Origin of the sequence: Paenibacillus chartarius, assembly GCF_042432825.1 — a bacterium.
GTDB lineage: Bacteria > Bacillota > Bacilli > Paenibacillales > NBRC-103111 > Gordoniibacillus > Gordoniibacillus chartarius.
Genome location: NZ_JBHLWN010000071.1, coordinates 151512 through 168928, shown reverse-complemented (window position 1 = coordinate 168928; position 17417 = coordinate 151512). Strand labels below are relative to the sequence as shown.

Sequence of the window (17417 nt, the reverse complement as noted above, 5' to 3'; positions counted from 1 at the left end):
CTTCTGCCTCATTCACCCCTCATTCAGACTCAGAACACCTGCTTAATTCCGAGCCTCTATTTTGCCTGACACGTCTGCAGCATGCGGGCGAAACCTTCATCGGTCACAGCAAGGAGCACGCGTTCGTCTTTGCCGATGGAGGAGCCGAGCTCCGCACGGCTGCCGAACTCGAGCAGCGGAACTTGGTAGGAGCCGCATTTGTCCCGGTATTTTTTCTGCATGTTGCCTGATGCATCCGTGGCCATTATAACGAGCTTGGCGTTACCGGAACGAACGGCCTTAAGTACGGTCTCGTCTCCGGTAACGAGCTTACCGGCGCGCATCGCCAATCCTAAATAATTAAAAAATTTATGATTCATCGCTGCTCTCAACTTTCCCGGCGATAAACTCGTCCTCAACTTTAATGAAGTCCTGTTCCAGCTGGTCGTAAATGTCCGGCGCTACCGTAACGCTCAAAGCTCGGTCGAGCGCCCTGCTCTTCTTGGCCAGCTTAAAGCAGGAAGCTTTGCCGCACAGGTAGGCGCCGCGCCCCGCTTTCTTCCCCTTGAGGTCGATCGAAATGTCCCCCTCCGGCGAGCGAACGACGCGAATCAGCTCGCGCTTCGACATCATTTGCTGGCAGGCCACGCATTTGCGCAGCGGAATTTTGCGTTGTCTCACGGCTCCTCCCCTCCCTTCCTACGTCTCGTATTAATCGATGCTGACGGAATCTTGATGCATCTCTTCGCCGAACGTCTTCGGACGTCCGAACTCCTGCTCCGCCTGCGTCTCGCTCTTGATATCGATCTTCCAGCCGGTCAGCTTGGCCGCCAGTCTGGCGTTCTGTCCTTTAATGCCGATCGCCAGCGACAGCTGGTAGTCCGGCACGATAACGCGCGCCAGCTTATCTGCTTCATGCACTTCGACTTCAATGACCTTGGACGGGCTGAGCGCGTTGGCGACGTACTCGTCGACCTGCTCCACCCAGCGGACGATGTCGATTTTCTCGCCCTTCAGTTCATTGACGATCGTCTGCACGCGCACGCCTTTCGGGCCGACGCAGGAGCCGACCGGATCGACTTCCTCGTTACGCGAATAGACGGCGATCTTGGAACGGAACCCGGCTTCGCGGGCTACCGAACGGATCTCGACGACACCGTCGTAAATTTCCGGGACTTCCAGCTCGAACAGGCGTTTCAGCAGCCCCGGGTGAGTTCGGGAAAGCACGATTTGCGGTCCTTTGGTCGTATTTTCCACTTTCGTAATATACGCTTTTACCCGGTCGCCTTGCTTGAATTTGTCGTTCGGCATCAGCTCGGTCAGCGGCAGCACCGCCTCGACCTTGCCGAGATCGACGTACAGGTTGCGCAGGTCTTGACGCTGCACGATACCTGTTACGATATCTTCTTCCTTGTCGACGAACGCATTGTAAATGAGGCCCCGCTCCGCTTCGCGAATGCGTTGGGTCACAACTTGTTTGGCCGTCTGTGCAGCAATGCGCCCGAAATCCCGCGGCGTCACTTCAATCTCGACAATGTCGCCGAGCTGATAGTTACCGTTGATCTCGCGCGCTGCATGAAGCGAAATTTCCATTCTCGGATCCAGCACATCATCCACGACCGTCTTGCGGGCATACACTTTTATAAGTCCGGTTTGCCGGTTAATATCGACACGCACGTTCTGTGCGGTGTTGAAATTGCGTTTATAGCTGGAGATCATAGCTGCCTCGATGGCGTCGATCAGCAGTTCCTTCGAGATGCCTTTCTCCCGCTCGATTTCCGACAGGGCTTCAATAAAATCGGTGTTCATTTGAACTGGGTTCCCCCTCTCATGAAATTGACCTTGGATTAAAATACGATGGCAAGACGGGCGCTCGCGACTTTCGCCAGCGGAACGGCAGTCGATTTCTTCCCTTTGCTGTGGAGAACCGTTAACGTGTCACCGTCAAAAGCTTCAAGCGTACCTTCGAATTCCTTCTTCCCGTCGATCGGCTCGTAGGTCGTTACGAACACGTTCTGACCAACCGCCCTAACATAGTCCTGCGGCTTCTTCAGCGGCCGCTCGGCACCCGGCGATGAAACCTCCAGGAAGTAAGCGTCCGGAATCGGATCCTTCTCATCGAGCTTAGCGCTCAAATATTCGCTGACACGGCCGCAATCATCGATGTCGATGCCGCCCTCCTTGTCGACATAGACACGGAGAAACCAGTTGCTGCCTTCCTTCACATATTCGATATCGACCAGCTCGATGTGATGCTCGTCGAGATATCCCTTCAGCATGTCTTCCACGATTGGTTTAATGGTTGCGGTATTCATCGCCGTTCTTTTTCCCTCGCAGTCCGAAACTTCCGTATTCAAAAGAGTAAGAGTGGGTTTCCCCACTCTCATTGATCAGAAGCAGATATCTTCATTATTACCAAGATAGATTATACCATAAACGTTAAAGTGATGACAAGACGTGGAATTTTTAAAAAATAAATCGGTCGGTGCGTGCTGTTAGGGGCGCCAAAGGCTGCGATTGCGGATCGGCCTGTGGGGGCTGCGGCTTCGTTACAGCCGGGTTCCGCCAATTACTGCTTAACAGTTGGAACCCGCCTGTAAAGGCGCGCGCTTCGCTCACCGCCCCCACAGGCCATCCTCCACCTTCGCGACGGCTCCGGCTGCATATGCAGCGGCGGTTACACGGGGTATCATCTTTTCTTATCCCCGCGGAATATACAAAGCCCCGCCGGAATCGGCGGGGTTGATAAAATTAAAATAAGGACAGTTGGTTTGACTCCGGCAGGCCGCGGAAGCAGCCCATTTGGGTCAGCAATTCGATGATTGTTTTCGACGCTTTGGAGCGGTTCTGGAAGTCCTCAATAGAAAGGAAGTCCCCGTCCTCCTTGGCTGCGGCGATGTTCTTGGCGGCGTTCTCGCCGATGCCGGCCAGCGCCGAGAACGGCGGAATGAGCGATGTCCCGTCGACAATGAACTTCGTCGCATGCGAACGGTACAGGTCAAGCGGTTTGAAGGTGAAGCCGCGCGCCGTCATTTCGAGCGCCATCTCGAGAATCGAGATCATCGCCCGCTCCTTCGGCGGCGCCTGGAAGCCCTTCTCTTCGATCTCGATCAGCCGCGCCAAGATGGCATCATAGCCTTGGCACATGAGCTCGAGCTCGAAGTCAGCCGCACGTACGGAGAAATATGTCGCATAAAACTCAATCGGGTAATAAACCTTGAAGAACGCGGTCCGCACAGCTGACGTAACGTAAGCGGCGGCGTGCGCGCGCGGGAACATGTATTCAATTTTCTCGCACGAATCGATATACCAAGCCGGGATATTGTGCTCCTTCATCGTCTGCTTCCATTCGTCGGTAAGACCTTTACCCTTACGTACGCTTTCCGTAATTTTGAAGGCGAGCGCCTTATCGAGTCCGCCCTTGTAGATAAGGTAGAGCATAATGTCGTCACGGCAGCCGATAACGGTCTTAATCGTACAAATGTTTTTGCGGATGAGCTCCTGAGCGTTGCCGAGCCAAACCCCCGTTCCGTGCGATAGACCGGAAATTTGCAGCAGGTCGGCGAAGGTCGACGGGCGCGTCTCTTCCAGCATTTGCCGGACGAACTTCGTTCCCATCTCGGGCACCCCGTACGTCGCCACCGGCGTCCTGATCTGCTCCGGCGTTACGCCGAGCGCATCCGTCGAATTGAATACGCTCATCACCTTCGGGTCGTTCATCTTGATCTTTGTCGGGTCGACGCCGGTCAAATCCTGCAGCATTCGCATCATTGTCGGATCGTCGTGCCCCAGAATATCAAGCTTGAGAAGGTTCTCGTCAAAGGCGTGATAGTCAAAGTGTGTCGTCTTCCATTCGGCGCTCGTATCGTCGGCCGGGTACTGCACCGGCGTAATCTCTTCGACATCGAGGTAGTCCGGAACGACAACGATACCGCCCGGGTGCTGACCGGTTGACCGTTTCACGCCGGTGCAGCCTTGGGCAAGCCGGTTCAGCTCGGCTCCCCGCCACTTTTTGTCGACGGCCTTGTCCTCCTCATACTTCTTAACGAAGCCGTAAGCCGTCTTTTCGGCGACCGTACCGATCGTCCCGGCGCGGAACACATTCCGCTCACCGAACAGCACCTTCGTATAGTTGTGCGCTTCGGGCTGATATTCTCCGGAGAAGTTCAAGTCGATATCCGGTACCTTTTCCCCGGTGAAGCCCATGAACGTTTCCGCCGGAATATCTTGACCGTCGCCAAGCATCATTGCACCGCACTTAGGACACTCTTTGTCCGGCAGGTCGAAGCCCGAGCCGATCGAACCGTCGGTGAAAAATTCGTTATGCTGACAGCTTAAGCACAAGTAGTGCGGCGGCAGCGGATTCACCTCGGAGATGCCGAGCATGTTCGCTACGAACAATGAGCCTACGGATCCCCGCGAGCCGACGATATAGCCGTCCGCGTTCGATTTCTTCACAAGACGCTCGGAAATCAGGACGTTCGCCGAGAAGCCGTTGTTGATAATCGGCGTCAGCTCCCGCTGCAGCCGCTCGACGATCAGCTCCGGCAGCGGATCGCCGTACAGCTGCTTCGCCCTGGTGTAGCATTTGTTCTCTATCTCTTCCTCGGCGCCCTCGATAATCGGCGAGAACAGCTTCTTCGGGAACAGCTGCAGCTCCTCGAATTCATCGGCCAGCGCGCTCGTGTTGGCCACGACCACCTCGTGGGCGAGCTCGGGTCCGAGGAATTGAAATTCCTCCAGCATTTCTTTCGTCGTCCGCAGGTGCGCATCCGGCTTCTTCATATCCTTGAGCGGCGAGAAACCCGTTATGCCGTGAATCGTTATGTCGCGGAATATCTTTTGCCTTGGGTGCAAGTAATGCACATTCCCCGTAGCGATAACCGGCTTGCCGAGCTTGCGTCCGATGTCGACGATTACCTTAACGGCCTCTTCCAGCTCCCGTCGGGAGCCGACCAAGCCCTTATCCACCAGATGCATGTTATAGCTCACCGGTTGAATTTCGAGCACATCGTAAAATTCCGCAACCTGCTCCGCTTCTTCCCGCGATTTGTTCAGCACAGCCTCGAAGAACTCGCCCTTCTCGCAGCCGGAGATAACAAGCAGCCCTTCTCGCAGCTCCACCAGCTTGCTGCGGGGGATCGTGGCTACGCGGTTGAAATATTCCGTATGCGAGATGGAAACCAGCTTATACAAGTTTTTCTTTCCGACAGCATTTTTCGCGTAAATGCAGCAATGGAACGGACGTTGGTTCGACAAATCTTTGCCGACGTTATCGTTCAGCCGCGCAAGATTCGTGAAGTCTCGGTCGACGCTCTCGTTGATCAGATGGAACAGCACATGGCCGAGCGCAATCGAGTCGTCAATCGCCCGGTGGTGATTGTCCAAGCTTACTTTGAATTTGTCGGCGAGCGTGTTCAGACGATGGTTTTTCATCCCCGGGAATAGGAGACGCGCCAGCTCGAGCGTATCAAGCACAGGATTCGGCAGCTCCGGTAAACCGAGCCGCTTCAAGTTCGCTTGAATGAAGCCCATATCGAACCTGGCGTTATGAGCGACCAGGATGGCATCGCCCACGAAGTCCACGAATTCCGGAAGCTTGTCCGCAAGCTCGGGAGCGTCTTTCACCATATCGTCCGTAATGTTCGTCAGCTGCTGGATATTGTAAGGAATGCGCTCATGCGGATTAATGAACGTTGCAAACCGGCCGGTTTCCTGGCCGTTCTTCATCCGCACGCCGGCGATCTCGATGATCTTGTTGTTCATGACCGATAAACCGGTCGTCTCAATGTCAAAAATGACATATTCGGCTTCCTTCAGCTCTTCGTCCCGCGCATTCATCACAATCGGAACCGCATCATTGACGACATTCGCTTCCAGTCCGTAAATCACTTTAATGCCGGCCTTCTTCGCCGCCTTGTTCGCTTCCGGATACGCCTGCACCGCACTGTGATCCGTAATGGCTATCGCCTTATGGCCCCATTTGGCCGCCGTCTTAATATATTCGTCGACAGACGTGATGGCATCCATCGTACTCATCGACGTATGCAGGTGAAATTCGACACGTTTTTCCGCCGCATCGTCGACGCGATCCTTAGGCGGCAGCACCTCGGTCAAATCGTTCGGAATCATGACGAGCTCCGGCACCTGCATGAAACGGTCGTATTCCACCTTGCCTCGCACGCGCACCCATTTGCCGTTCGCCAGCAGGCTGAGAATCTTCACATCCTCCTTCGTCTTGGCGAACATCTTGAGCTGCAGCGAATCGGTGAAATCCGTGAGGGAGAACGTAAACAGCGTCGAGCCGTTGCGCAGCTCCTTGGATTCAAGACCGAAGATCGTCCCCTGGATCGTGATCTTCTTCTCTTCTTCCTTGATTTGCTCGATCGGCACCGGCGGTTCCTTGATTTCGTAGCCGACAAAGAGCTTCAGCTCGCCTTCCGGCAGCTCGATCTCTTCCTCCGCAGGCGCAGCCAATAACATCTCCTGCGAATAGCTGCGCCCTTCCTCTTCGATTTGCTTCTGGAACTTCTCGAACTGCTCTTCCTTGTCGCCGGCCTCGTTCAACGCATAACGGACTTGAAGCTCAACGTGAAAATATTCCTGGAAAAACCGGCGCACCCAATCGTCAATCTGCTTCTTGCGCGCCATCTCGATGCCCATTTCGTTAAGCAGACGCAGCGTCACCATAGACCCTGCCGTTTCGATTGTAGATCGGGTCAGCCAGCCGTTAATCGTCGGCTGCTCGCGCTGAATCCATTCGAGGAACATGCTCCAATATTGCTCCACCACAGCCCCCGGATCCACGTCGGCAAACCGGATCTTGAAGCGAATTCGGGCGATATGAGCGAATTTCTCTTGAATGATGCGGCAAAACGTACGGTACGCATCCTGAGGTACCAGCACGGTATTAACGAGCGAGAATTGCCAGTCCCGATTTTTCCGGCTGACAATGACCTGGTCAATATAAGCATCTGCGAAAAAGGACCGTGCCAAATCGTTCGGCACGTCCGCTTGAAGCAGGAGCTGCTCGAAGCGGCTGCGCTTCTCCGCCAAATTGCTCATCGTCGTTTTTCCTCCCCTGTGAAAAAGAAAAGGCAAAGACACAAGCACTCTTTGCCGTCATATCGTCAATCGTTGCGCAAATTAATACGAGCGTCCCCACACGACCGTATGCTTGGCCGCTTCGCCGCATACAAAACAGGTTTCCTTGCGGACGGCCGGTTCGAAAGGGATGTTGCGGCTCGTCCCTTTCGTTTGTTCCTTGACATGCTCCTCGCAGGCAGCGGAACCGCACCAGCCGGCCAGACCGAAGCCGCCTTTGTTCTCGAGCAGCGTCCGGAATTCGTCCAGCGTGTCGATCGGAGTAATGTGCTCATGCAGGAACGTCTTCGCCTTCTCATACATATCGGTATGGATTTGCTCGAGCAGCGCCTGCACCTCGCTTACGAAGTCCGCCTGGGCAACCGTCTTCTTCTCGCCGGTTACGCGGGAAACGAGAACGACTTGTCCGGCCTCCATATCGCGCGGTCCGAGCTCGACGCGAATCGGAACGCCGCGCATCTCATGCTCGTTGAACTTCCAGCCCGGGCTCTGGTCGCGGTCGTCGACGCGTACGCGGACCCCCGCTTTCTTCAGCTCCGCGAACAGCTCATCGATGCGACCGACGACTTGCTCCCGCGTCTTCGGCGGTCCGATCGGAATCATGATCACCTGCGTCGGCGCCACCTTCGGCGGCATTACAAGTCCGCGGTCGTCGCCGTGCACCATGATCAGCGCGCCGATCAGCCGGGTACTCACGCCCCATGATGTTGTATGCGCGAACTCGTGCTTATTTTCACGGTTCAAATATTTAATATCGAAGGCAACGGCGAAGTTCGTTCCCATGTAGTGGGACGTACCCGCCTGCACGGCTTTCCCGTCCTTCATCATCGCTTCGATGGAATACGTGTCGACGGCACCGGCAAACTTCTCCGAAGGCGTCTTCTGCCCTTTAATAACCGGGATCGCCAAAACATTTTCGACGAAATCCGTGTACACATCGAGCATCTGCAGCGTCTCGCGGCGGGCGTCGGCTTCGTCTTCGTGGGCGGTATGCCCCTCTTGCCACAGGAACTCGCTTGTCCGCAGGAACGGCAGCGTACGCTTCTCCCAGCGCACCACGTTCGCCCATTGGTTGATGAGCAGCGGCAGGTCGCGGTAGGAATTGATCCATTCCGCGTACATATGGCCGATCATCGTCTCCGACGTCGGACGGATGGCGAGCCGCTCCTCCAGCTTCTCGCCGCCTGCTTCAGTTACCCAAGGCAGCTCCGGGTTGAAGCCCTCGACGTGCTCTTTTTCCTTCTGAAAGAAACTCTCCGGAATGAAGAGCGGGAAATAGGCGTTGCGGTGACCCGTTTCTTTGAACCGGCGGTCGAGCTCGCGCTGGCAATTTTCCCAAATTTCATAGCCGTCCGGCTTGAACACGATACAGCCGCGTACCGGCGAATAACTCATCAGGTCCGCTTTCTTAATGACATCCAAATACCATTTGGAAAAATCTTCGGCCTGCGGTGTAATTTCTTTGACTGCTTGCTTCTCGTTCGACATGTGATCCTCCTACGACGACAACTGCGGACATGCTGATAGTAAGGGCCGTCCCAACTCTGTCTTCGATTGTAACACGAAATTAACCTTTTATTAAGCTTAAAATATCATTGTACGTAACTGCAACCATCAGGAGCATCAGCATGGCAAATCCGATAAAATGCACCATGCTTTCGCGATTCGGATCGATCGGCTTGCCGCGGATCGCCTCGATGCCGAGGAAGACGAGACGGCTTCCGTCCAGCGCCGGGAACGGCAGCAGGTTGAACAGCCCCAAATACAAGCTGAACAGCGCCGCCCAGAACAAATACGAAGGCGTGCCCTGCGACGCCATCTCTCCGGTTACCTGCACGATTTTCACCGGACCGCCGAGATCGTCCAGCTTGAATTGCCCCATCACCATTTTGCGGAACCCATCCAAAATGCCTACCGTCGATTCCGATAAATATGTCCACGAATTTTTCGCGATTTCCCCGGCCGATGCCGACCGCTTATCGGAACCGAGCAGCACGCCGGCCTGCGGCACTTCCTGTCCGTTATCCAGCTTTTTCAGCTCCGGCGTAACTTCAATGCGCTTCTCCTGACCGTCACGCTGAACAACCCAAACAAGAGTCTTGCCTTTGGAATCGACAATCATATCGCGCAGCTTGACCGTGCTGTCGCCAATCGGCTGATTATCGACCGATAAAATGATATCCCCCGCCTTGAGCCCGGCTTTCTCAGCGGCCGAATCTTTCGACACTCCATCCAGCTTGACGTTGATCGGAATCCCGGAAATAATGACCAGGACAACGAACAATACGACCGCAAGCAGGAAGTTCATTACCGGCCCCATGACAATCGCTAGCGCCCGCTGGCCGACCGTCTTCGAACCGAACTGGCGGTCCAGAGGAGCGATTTGCACTTCTCTTCCTTTGGAAACCATCATTGCTTGCGGGTGAACGGCTAGCTTCGTCGGTTCACCATCGACAACGAGTCGAACGTTCAGCTGACGCTCGAGATCGGCATGCTCGACCGTTCCGATGATCGCCCCGGAGCGCATTTCGATTTGATCGGTAAAAATATGCGTCACTTTGTCTTTGTCCAGCTTCAGCGCCACCGTTTGGCCAGGCTGCAGCTGAATGACCTCCGGATCCTCTCCCGCCATTCGCACAAAGCCGCCGATCGGCAGCAGCCGAAGGGTGTACCGGGTTTCACCGCGTCTATACGAGAACAGCTTCGGACCGAAGCCGATCGCAAACTCTCTGACGAGAATGCCCGCCCGCTTGGCAAAATAAAAATGGCCCCATTCGTGGATCGAGACCAGCACGAAAAAGAGCAGTATGATTTTCAGGATCGTCTCGATGGTCATCTCTCATCCTCCTGATCGTTCCCGGAAGCGGCAACGAAATCTCGTATATCTTTACTAAGCTTACCATCTTTGGACAGGTTCATACAAGCAAACGGAACCCGCTCGGTTCAGTATACGGGACAACCGGATGAAATAGACGCGGTGACACAGCAAAGCCGGGAAGCGCTCCCGGCAGAGCCGCCTCCCGGCTGTCGTTATAAGAGTTACGATTGAGAAGCTTCGCCGCGAGCCCAGGCGTCCGCTTCAAGGATCGCTTCAAGCCCCGGATTGAAAATCGCGGCATGCCGCTCTAGCGCCCTCTCCACCAGCTCCTCGATTTGGAGAAAGGAGATTTCGCCGCGCAGGAACCGGGCAACCGCCGCTTCGTTGGCGGCGTTGAATACCGTCGGAGCCGTGCCGCCGATCCGGCCGGCCTCGTATGCGTACCGCATCATCCGGTAACGTTCCTGATCCATCTCGCGAAAATGCAGCTTGCCCAGCTCGGCTAAGTTCAGTGAACCGACGGGCGTCGGAAGACGGTCCGGGTACGTAAGCGCATATTGGATCGGCACGCGCATATCGGGCAGCCCCATCTGTGCGATGATCGAGCTGTCCTCGAATTCGACGAACGAATGAATGATGCTCTCCGGATGGATAAGCACGTCAATCCGATCGTAAGGCAGCTCATACAGCCAGTGGGCCTCCATCACTTCGAGTCCCTTATTCGCCATCGTTGCCGAATCGATCGTAATTTTGGCGCCCATCGACCAGTTCGGATGCTTCAGCGCTTGTTCGACAGTTACGCCGTCCAGCTCGGCCCGAGTTTTGTCCCGGAACGACCCTCCGGAAGCCGTCAGCGTAATACGCCGGATCCGCTCCCGCGGCTCCCCGTTCAAACATTGGAAAATCGCCGAATGCTCGCTGTCCACCGGCAAAATCGACAGCCCCCGCTCTTTGGCGAGCGACATCACGAGGTGTCCGGCGGACACAAGCGTCTCTTTGTTTGCCAGCGCGATATGTTTGCCCGCCTCCAGCGCGGCCAGCGTCGGCTGCAAGCCTTGGCTGCCCACCACGGCGGTAACGACCGAATCGGCGTCGGACGCAGCCGCCGATTCCACGAGGCCTTCCGCACCGTACACGATGCGCGGACTGTACGGCAGCGTCGCCTTCAGCTGCTCGGCAAGCTCGCGCGTTGCCACTGAAACCAGCTTCGGACGGAATTGCCGCACTTGCTCGGCAAGCAGTTCCACATTGTATCCGCCTGCAAGTGCGGTTACTTGGAACCGCTCGGGATAGTGGGAGATGACGTCCAGTGTCTGCGTACCGATCGACCCGGTTGAACCGAGAATCGCTATCCGTTTGGTCATGTTGGCATTCGCCCCTTTATGTAAGCACAAACCTTTATAACTGAAGCAATCCCGTCACGTGCAGGAACGGAAACACGATCAGCCAGCTGTCAACCCGATCCAGCACACCGCCGTGCCCTGGCAAGATCGCTCCTGTATCTTTAATCCCTTTCACACGCTTGTAAGCGGATTGCATCAGATCGCCCAGCTGACCGACAATCCCGATCACCAGTCCGATCTGAACCGCATGGAATACTGTCACCAGATCGGGGCGGATCCCCGCAAACAGCAGGGCTGCTGCGATTGATGCGACTACGCCGGCAACGGCTCCTTCCACCGATTTCTTTGGAGAGATAGCCGGCCACAACGGATGTTTACCCAGCTTGGAACCGACAAAATACGCCGCCGAATCGGTGATCCAAATGCAGCCGTATACAAGCAGGGTCCAAAACAACCCCTGTTCATGCAAGCGCGTTTCAATCATGTAATGAAAGCCAAAGCCTAAATAAACGACGCCGAAAAAGACGAGCGCCGCTTGGTCGATAGTAATGCGATTTTTAGTCCACACAGTCAACGCCAGCAGGCCGAACAACAGCAGCCAGAGCACGGATTCTCCTCGATACGGGAACGAAAGCCAATCGAACAGGCTCCATGGTGCCGCTATGACCGCTGCGGCTGCAAGTCCGAACAGTGACGTCAGCGAATTACGGCCCAGTCCGATCATGCGCACATATTCCAAGTATCCGACAATTGAAAGTAGCATGATAAGTGCTGCATACCAATAGCCTCCGATAACGATCAGCGCGACAAACACCGCGCCGGCGATCGCACCGGTCATAATTCGCTGCTTCAACGTATGTTCCTCCGCTCGATGATAAAGTATTGCAGCGTTACACTCCGCCATACCGGCGTGCCCGACGCTGATACTCGGCGATCGCTTGATGGAAATGCTCCTCGGTAAATTCCGGCCAATAATCATCCGTAAACCAAAGTTCCGTATAGGCAAGCTGCCAAAGCATAAAATTGCTTATCCGCAGTTCCCCGCTCGTTCGGATCAGCAGATCCGGATCCGGCAGATCGGATGTCAGCATATACTTCGCAAACCGGTCCTCGTTCACATCATCGGCGCGAAGTATTCCGTCCTGCACATCTTGCAGGATTTGCTTGACACCGGCAATAATCTCTTTGCGGCCGCCGTAATTCAGAGCAAAATTCAAAATCAGTCCGGTATTGTTCTTCGTTCGCTCAATTGCACCCTGAACAGCCTCAAGCGTGTGGGCGGGCAAGCCGTCTCGCAGCCCCGTCATCCGAACCTGCACGTTGTTTGCGTCCAATTCGTCAATTTCCAGCGGAAAAAATTCCTGAGGCAGCTTCATCAGGAAGTCGACTTCGTCTTTGGGGCGTCCCCAGTTCTCGGTGGAAAATGCGTACATCGTCAACACCTTCACGCCGAGGTCGTTCGCGGCCATGACGATCTTCTTTACATTCTTCATGCCGGAATGATGACCTGCTACGCGGGGCAAACCACGTTTGCGGGCCCAACGACCGTTGCCGTCCATAATGACGGCAACGTGCTCGGGAATATTTTCGGGGTCTAGAGGCGGCAGTTCCGTTCTCTCATCGCGACCCAGCCACTTGCGGAATGGGTTGATCATCGATTACACTTCCATGATCTCTTTTTCTTTAGCTGCAAGAATCTTGTCGACTTCGGCGATAAATTTATCCGTCGACTTTTGAATATCGTCCTGGTGGCGGCGAACCTCGTCCTCGGACAGCCCCGCCGTCTTCTCCATTTTCTTAATGTCGTCGTTGGCGTCGCGGCGGATGTTGCGAACGGCAACCTTCGCTTCCTCGCCGTACTTTTTCGTCATCTTGACCAGCTCGGCACGCCGCTCTTCCGTGAGAGCAGGCAGCACGATTCGGATCGAAACGCCGTCGTTGGCCGGGTTCAACCCGAGATCCGACTTCAAGATCGCCTTCTCGATCGCTCCGATCGAAGACTTGTCCCATGGCTGAATCATCAGCGTACGGGAGTCCGGCGTATTGATGTTCGCGAGCTGATTGACCGGCGTCATAGCGCCGTAATATTCCACTTGAACACGGTCAAGCAAAGCCGGCGAAGCGCGGCCCGCACGAAGCGCGGTCAAATCGCGGCGAAGCGCGTCCAACGCCTTATTCATACGCTCTTCGGCGTTCTTCTTAACGGATTGCGGCATGTTTAGACACTCCCTTTGACGATGGTACCAATTTTTTCTCCGAGGACGACACGTTTGATATTGCCATTCTCGGTGATGGAGAACACAATAAGCGGGATGTTATTGTCCATGCAAAGCGAGGAAGCCGTTGCATCCATAACGCCGAGATTTTGGTTCAGAACGTCCAAATACGTCAGCGTTTCATATTTGACGGCATCCTTATGCTTGAACGGATCGGCCGAATATACGCCGTCCACTTTGTTTTTGGCCATGAGAATGACTTCCGCTTCGATCTCGGCTGCTCTCAGTGCCGCTGTCGTATCGGTAGAGAAGTACGGATTGCCCGTTCCGGCAGCAAAAATAACGACGCGGCCCTTCTCCAGATGTCTCATCGCTCTGCGTCGAATATAAGGCTCGGCTACCTGCTGCATGGAAATCGATGACTGTACCCGGGTCGGAACACCGATCGTTTCCAAAGCATCTTGCAGCGCAAGCGAGTTCATCACGGTAGCCAGCATGCCCATGTAATCCGCGGTAGCCCGGTCAATCCCTTTGGCACTCCCTGCGATTCCCCGCCAAATATTGCCTCCGCCGACAACGATCGCAACTTCGACCTTCAGATCGACAACTTCCTTCACTTGAGAAGCGATGGAACTGATCATTTCCGAATCAATGCCGTATCCCATTTGGCCGGCGAGAGCTTCCCCGCTAAGTTTGAGCACGACGCGATTATAGATTGGCTTCTCCAATGAAGGATTCCTCCCATACTTATACTTAAAAAAAAGGAACACGGGCGTGTTCCGATGAGTGATGCCTATGTAAGAAGCTGCGCCGAAATTCGGCTTACAGCTTGGCTTGCGCCATTACTTCTTCAACGAAGTTGTCTTGCTTCTTCTCGAGACCTTCGCCCAGTTCGAAACGAACAAAGCGGCGGATCGAGATGTTCTCGCCGATTGCGGCAATTTTCTCGTTCAGCAGCGTGCTGATTGTTTTGTCTTGGTCTTTCACGAAAGCTTGCTCCATCAGACATACGTCCTCGTAGAACTTGCTCATGCGGCCTTCAACCATCTTGTCAACGATGTGGGCTGGCTTGCCTTCGTTAAGTGCTTGGTTACGGAGAATCTCCTTCTCCTTCTCAAGAGCTTCGGAAGGAACTTCTTCACGACGAACGTATTGAGGGCTTGCTGCTGCAATCTGCATAGCGATGTCGCGTACGAATTCGCGGAATTGCTCCGTCTTCGCAACGAAATCCGTTTCGCAGTTGACTTCGACGAGAACGCCGATCCGGCCGGCGCCATGTATGTACGATTCTACGAGACCTTCCGTTGCAATACGGCCAGCTTTGTTCGCTGCAGCGGCCAAGCCCTTCTCGCGGAGCAGCTCGGCTGCCTTAGTCAGGTCGCCACCAGCTTCTTCGAGCGCTTTCTTGCAATCGAGCATACCTGCGCCTGTCTTCTCGCGCAATTCTTTTACTGCACTAGCGGAAATAGCCATGGGAAAGGAACCTCCTGAGTTCTTTCGATTCGCATTATTATTTTATGGAAAAGGGCGGTGATAGGCTTGCGCCTTCAACCACCCTTCTCCGCTTGCACTATTTAGTTCGATTACGCTGTTGTTTGCTCGCCTTGGTGAGCTTCAACAACCGCATCGGCGATTTTTGCTGTCAGCAGTTTAACTGCGCGAATCGCATCGTCGTTGCCTGGAATCACGTAGTCGATTTCGTCCGGGTCGCAGTTCGTATCAACGATACCAACGATCGGAATACCGAGCTTGCGTGCTTCGGCTACTGCAATGCGCTCTTTGCGAGGGTCGATGATAAACAGGGCGTCTGGCAGACGCTTCATGTTCTTGATACCGCCCAAGAATTTCTCGAGACGCTCTTGCTCCTTGCGAAGGATGATAACTTCCTTCTTCGGAAGAACGTCGAACGTGCCGTCTTCTTCCCAACGAGCAAGCTCGTGCAGACGGTCGATCCGCTTCTGGATCGTGCTGAAGTTCGTCAGCGTACCGCCGAGCCAACGCTGGTTGATGAAGTACATGCCGCAGCGCTCAGCTTCTTCTTTAACGGAATCTTGAGCTTGCTTCTTCGTACCTACGAACAAGATCGTGCCGTTGTCAGCCGCAAGGGAGCGAACGAAGTTGTACGCCTCTTCGACTTTCTTGACCGTCTTCTGCAAGTCGATAATATAAATGCCGTTTCTTTCGGTGAAGATGTATTTGTCCATCTTAGGGTTCCAACGACGGGTTTGGTGACCGAAGTGTACCCCAGCTTCGAGAAGCTGTTTCATGGAAATTACTGCCATCCTCACGCACCTCCTCAAATGGTTTTTTGTCGTGCCAGCCTCCGCCAGTCGCATCTTCGGATGAAACTCCCGGCGGGAGCACCGTCATCCGAATTGACCTGGCGTGTGTTTTTGTAAACACCTGCAACACCGACAATTACTATACCACAAAGTCGGATCGCTATGCAACCGCCGCTTTGTTTATGCCGGTTGCACAGATTGTTTTTTTATCCTGTAGCCTGCTGCGCCGGCCTCGGATAATAACAATTGAACCGGGCATAAACGAGAGATGGCTTTCGGCCGGCGAGGCGGAGCGGAGGATGGCCTATGGGGTGGAGAGCGACAGCGTGCGCTTTTGAACTCAGGCTTCTACCTTTCAAGGAAGTTCAGTGAAACCTGAGTTTAAGGAAGCCGGAACCCCCTTAGGCCATTCCGCAGCGCGACCCATAGGCCAATAACTAAGCGAAGCTGACAATATCCCTCACCTTATCACATCTCCCCCAGAACAAATAACCGAACCCAGCCTCACGGCATCGGTTCGGTCTCATTGTTTGGAAGTAAGAACGCCGATAACGGCTTGCGGGTCAGGGTTCCCTACAAACTCGTGATAGCCGCTCTGTATTTTATCCGTAATTTTCTGATCGGTCAGCATTTTCTCGAATGCGAACCGGTCGGCAACGACACCGCTCCGGTACAGCAATTCGGCAACCTGGGTTGCGATAAGACCGGAAGAAATATATACGGATACCTTTTTCTCCACCGCGGCGGGCTGGGGGGCCGGAGCTTGAGGCTGCGCTTTGAGAGCCTCCTGAACTTTAGCGTCGAGCTCCGCCTGCGTATACATCTTCTCATTCTTGTCGTACACGTTGAAATAGCGGCTGGCCAGCTCCTTGACCTGCTGCTGGCTCATTTCATCCGCCTGAGGCATTTCGGTAGTGCCGGGCGCAGCCGACGCCGAACCGGGCTCTTTGGCAACAATCATAATTTGCAGTAAAAGAGCGCCGACGATAAGACCGATGCCGATGCCCATAATCAAAGTTCGATTCTTAAACATGCGCGCTCTCCTCCTGTTTGGCCAGCTGGATGATGAGCTGCACTTCGCCTTTATTCATTTGAAGCTTCTTCGCAATGTATTCAATGGATTTGCTCTCGCCATACAGCTTGAACAGCTCCGCGTATCGATCCTTAATATTCATTAGTAAAGGATCGCGCGAAGTTTCGTCAATCGTCTCATCGTTTGACGGAGAACGTACATTCCCATCGGATACGGATATCCCTTCCCCCGGCATGACTTGATCCGTCAAAGCAGGCAGCTCCTGCCGCGGCAATGACACGTCCTCCTTGAACTGCGCTTCCTGTGCGGACTGAATGTGAGGCTGCGGGGACGCTTCCCGGGGCTTGCTCAGCTCTTCGATCAGACGTTGATTTTGCTTCTCCAGCTGCTCCAGCCTGCCTGACAGCTTCGCCAGGTGCCCTTCGTAATCGCGCTTCGTCTCCGAGAACAGCTCCAGCAGCGCTTCATTCTGCTCCTCCATATCGGAAGCAAACATTTCCATGGACTGCTCCAGCTCTTTCATCATCGTCCCGGAGGGAGCTTCCTTCTCTCTGCGCGGGATCAACTGAGCATAGACCAAACAGACGAGTCCCAGCAGAACGACATACATCCACGGCTGTAATGTCACGCTTCTTCACCTCA

The 17417-nt window shown here is 54.6% G+C and carries 16 protein-coding genes; all 16 read right to left on the bottom strand.

What is annotated here, in order from left to right; translation table 11 throughout:
* Nucleotides 1-56: 56 nt before the first annotated feature.
* Entirely contained in the window at nucleotides 57-359 is a 303-nt protein-coding gene (locus tag ACFFK0_RS18275; protein WP_377471742.1) for a YlxQ family RNA-binding protein, read from the bottom strand.
* Nucleotides 349-660 carry an RNase P modulator RnpM gene (rnpM, locus tag ACFFK0_RS18270; RefSeq protein WP_377471741.1) on the bottom strand — a complete coding sequence of 104 codons (312 nt, stop codon included), beginning with the start codon at nucleotides 658-660 and terminating at the stop codon, nucleotides 349-351. Before rnpM ends, ACFFK0_RS18275 begins: the two co-directional genes overlap by 11 nt.
* 30 nt (nucleotides 661-690) lie before the next feature.
* Nucleotides 691-1788, bottom strand: a complete 1098-nt coding sequence (gene nusA / locus ACFFK0_RS18265) for a transcription termination factor NusA (RefSeq protein WP_377471740.1) — start codon at nucleotides 1786-1788, stop codon at nucleotides 691-693.
* A 38-nt stretch (nucleotides 1789-1826) separates the two neighbouring features.
* Entirely contained in the window at nucleotides 1827-2294 is a 468-nt protein-coding gene (rimP, locus tag ACFFK0_RS18260; protein ID WP_377471739.1) for a ribosome maturation factor RimP, read from the bottom strand.
* A gap of 436 nt (nucleotides 2295-2730) precedes the next feature.
* Complete coding sequence (locus ACFFK0_RS18255) at nucleotides 2731-7044, bottom strand: PolC-type DNA polymerase III (protein ID WP_377471738.1); 4314 nt, start codon at nucleotides 7042-7044, stop codon at nucleotides 2731-2733.
* A gap of 81 nt (nucleotides 7045-7125) precedes the next feature.
* Complete coding sequence (proS, locus tag ACFFK0_RS18250; RefSeq protein ID WP_377471737.1) at nucleotides 7126-8571, bottom strand: proline--tRNA ligase; 1446 nt, start codon at nucleotides 8569-8571, stop codon at nucleotides 7126-7128.
* A 79-nt stretch (nucleotides 8572-8650) separates the two neighbouring features.
* The gene (gene rseP, locus ACFFK0_RS18245; protein ID WP_377471736.1) at nucleotides 8651-9919 is read right to left on the bottom strand and encodes an RIP metalloprotease RseP; all 1269 of its coding nucleotides are present in this window, start codon (nucleotides 9917-9919) and stop codon (nucleotides 8651-8653) included.
* Nucleotides 9920-10122: 203 nt separating this feature from the next.
* Nucleotides 10123-11265 carry a 1-deoxy-D-xylulose-5-phosphate reductoisomerase gene (locus ACFFK0_RS18240; RefSeq protein WP_377471735.1) on the bottom strand — a complete coding sequence of 381 codons (1143 nt, stop codon included), beginning with the start codon at nucleotides 11263-11265 and terminating at the stop codon, nucleotides 10123-10125.
* A gap of 34 nt (nucleotides 11266-11299) precedes the next feature.
* Nucleotides 11300-12097 (bottom strand): phosphatidate cytidylyltransferase, encoded by a 798-nt coding sequence (locus tag ACFFK0_RS18235; protein ID WP_377471734.1) that lies wholly within the window; start codon nucleotides 12095-12097, stop codon nucleotides 11300-11302.
* Nucleotides 12098-12134: 37 nt separating this feature from the next.
* Nucleotides 12135-12899, bottom strand: a complete 765-nt coding sequence (uppS, locus tag ACFFK0_RS18230) for an undecaprenyl pyrophosphate synthase (protein ID WP_377471733.1) — start codon at nucleotides 12897-12899, stop codon at nucleotides 12135-12137.
* Nucleotides 12900-12902: 3 nt separating this feature from the next.
* A complete protein-coding gene (frr, locus tag ACFFK0_RS18225) occupies nucleotides 12903-13460 on the bottom strand; it encodes a ribosome recycling factor (protein WP_377471732.1) in 558 nt (185 codons plus the stop codon).
* A 2-nt stretch (nucleotides 13461-13462) separates the two neighbouring features.
* A complete protein-coding gene (pyrH, locus tag ACFFK0_RS18220; protein WP_377471731.1) occupies nucleotides 13463-14188 on the bottom strand; it encodes a UMP kinase in 726 nt (241 codons plus the stop codon).
* A gap of 94 nt (nucleotides 14189-14282) precedes the next feature.
* A complete protein-coding gene (gene tsf, locus ACFFK0_RS18215; protein WP_377471730.1) occupies nucleotides 14283-14933 on the bottom strand; it encodes a translation elongation factor Ts in 651 nt (216 codons plus the stop codon).
* A 110-nt stretch (nucleotides 14934-15043) separates the two neighbouring features.
* Nucleotides 15044-15742 carry a 30S ribosomal protein S2 gene (gene rpsB, locus ACFFK0_RS18210; RefSeq protein ID WP_377471729.1) on the bottom strand — a complete coding sequence of 233 codons (699 nt, stop codon included), beginning with the start codon at nucleotides 15740-15742 and terminating at the stop codon, nucleotides 15044-15046.
* A 523-nt stretch (nucleotides 15743-16265) separates the two neighbouring features.
* The gene (locus tag ACFFK0_RS18205) at nucleotides 16266-16775 is read right to left on the bottom strand and encodes a hypothetical protein (protein ID WP_377471728.1); all 510 of its coding nucleotides are present in this window, start codon (nucleotides 16773-16775) and stop codon (nucleotides 16266-16268) included.
* Complete coding sequence (locus ACFFK0_RS18200) at nucleotides 16768-17403, bottom strand: hypothetical protein (RefSeq protein WP_377471727.1); 636 nt, start codon at nucleotides 17401-17403, stop codon at nucleotides 16768-16770. The genes ACFFK0_RS18205 and ACFFK0_RS18200 overlap by 8 nt, the downstream gene beginning before the upstream one ends.
* Between the last annotated feature and the right edge of the window lie 14 nt (nucleotides 17404-17417).

Excerpts from the sequence above, each read along its gene's own strand:
- proS (WP_377471737.1), bottom strand. The coding sequence starts at position 8,571 with ATGTCGAACGAGAAGCAAGCAGTCAAAGAAATTACACCGCAGGCCGAA.
- rpsB (WP_377471729.1), bottom strand. The coding sequence starts at position 15,742 with ATGGCAGTAATTTCCATGAAACAGCTTCTCGAAGCTGGGGTACACTTC.
- rseP (WP_377471736.1), bottom strand. The coding sequence starts at position 9,919 with ATGACCATCGAGACGATCCTGAAAATCATACTGCTCTTTTTCGTGCTG.
- ACFFK0_RS18255 (WP_377471738.1), bottom strand. The coding sequence starts at position 7,044 with ATGAGCAATTTGGCGGAGAAGCGCAGCCGCTTCGAGCAGCTCCTGCTT.
- ACFFK0_RS18240 (WP_377471735.1), bottom strand. The coding sequence starts at position 11,265 with ATGACCAAACGGATAGCGATTCTCGGTTCAACCGGGTCGATCGGTACG.
- ACFFK0_RS18205 (WP_377471728.1), bottom strand. The coding sequence starts at position 16,775 with ATGTTTAAGAATCGAACTTTGATTATGGGCATCGGCATCGGTCTTATC.
- rimP (WP_377471739.1), bottom strand. The coding sequence starts at position 2,294 with ATGAATACCGCAACCATTAAACCAATCGTGGAAGACATGCTGAAGGGA.
- tsf (WP_377471730.1), bottom strand. The coding sequence starts at position 14,933 with ATGGCTATTTCCGCTAGTGCAGTAAAAGAATTGCGCGAGAAGACAGGC.
- nusA (WP_377471740.1), bottom strand. The coding sequence starts at position 1,788 with ATGAACACCGATTTTATTGAAGCCCTGTCGGAAATCGAGCGGGAGAAA.
- frr (WP_377471732.1), bottom strand. The coding sequence starts at position 13,460 with ATGCCGCAATCCGTTAAGAAGAACGCCGAAGAGCGTATGAATAAGGCG.
- uppS (WP_377471733.1), bottom strand. The coding sequence starts at position 12,899 with ATGATCAACCCATTCCGCAAGTGGCTGGGTCGCGATGAGAGAACGGAA.
- ACFFK0_RS18275 (WP_377471742.1), bottom strand. The coding sequence starts at position 359 with ATGAATCATAAATTTTTTAATTATTTAGGATTGGCGATGCGCGCCGGT.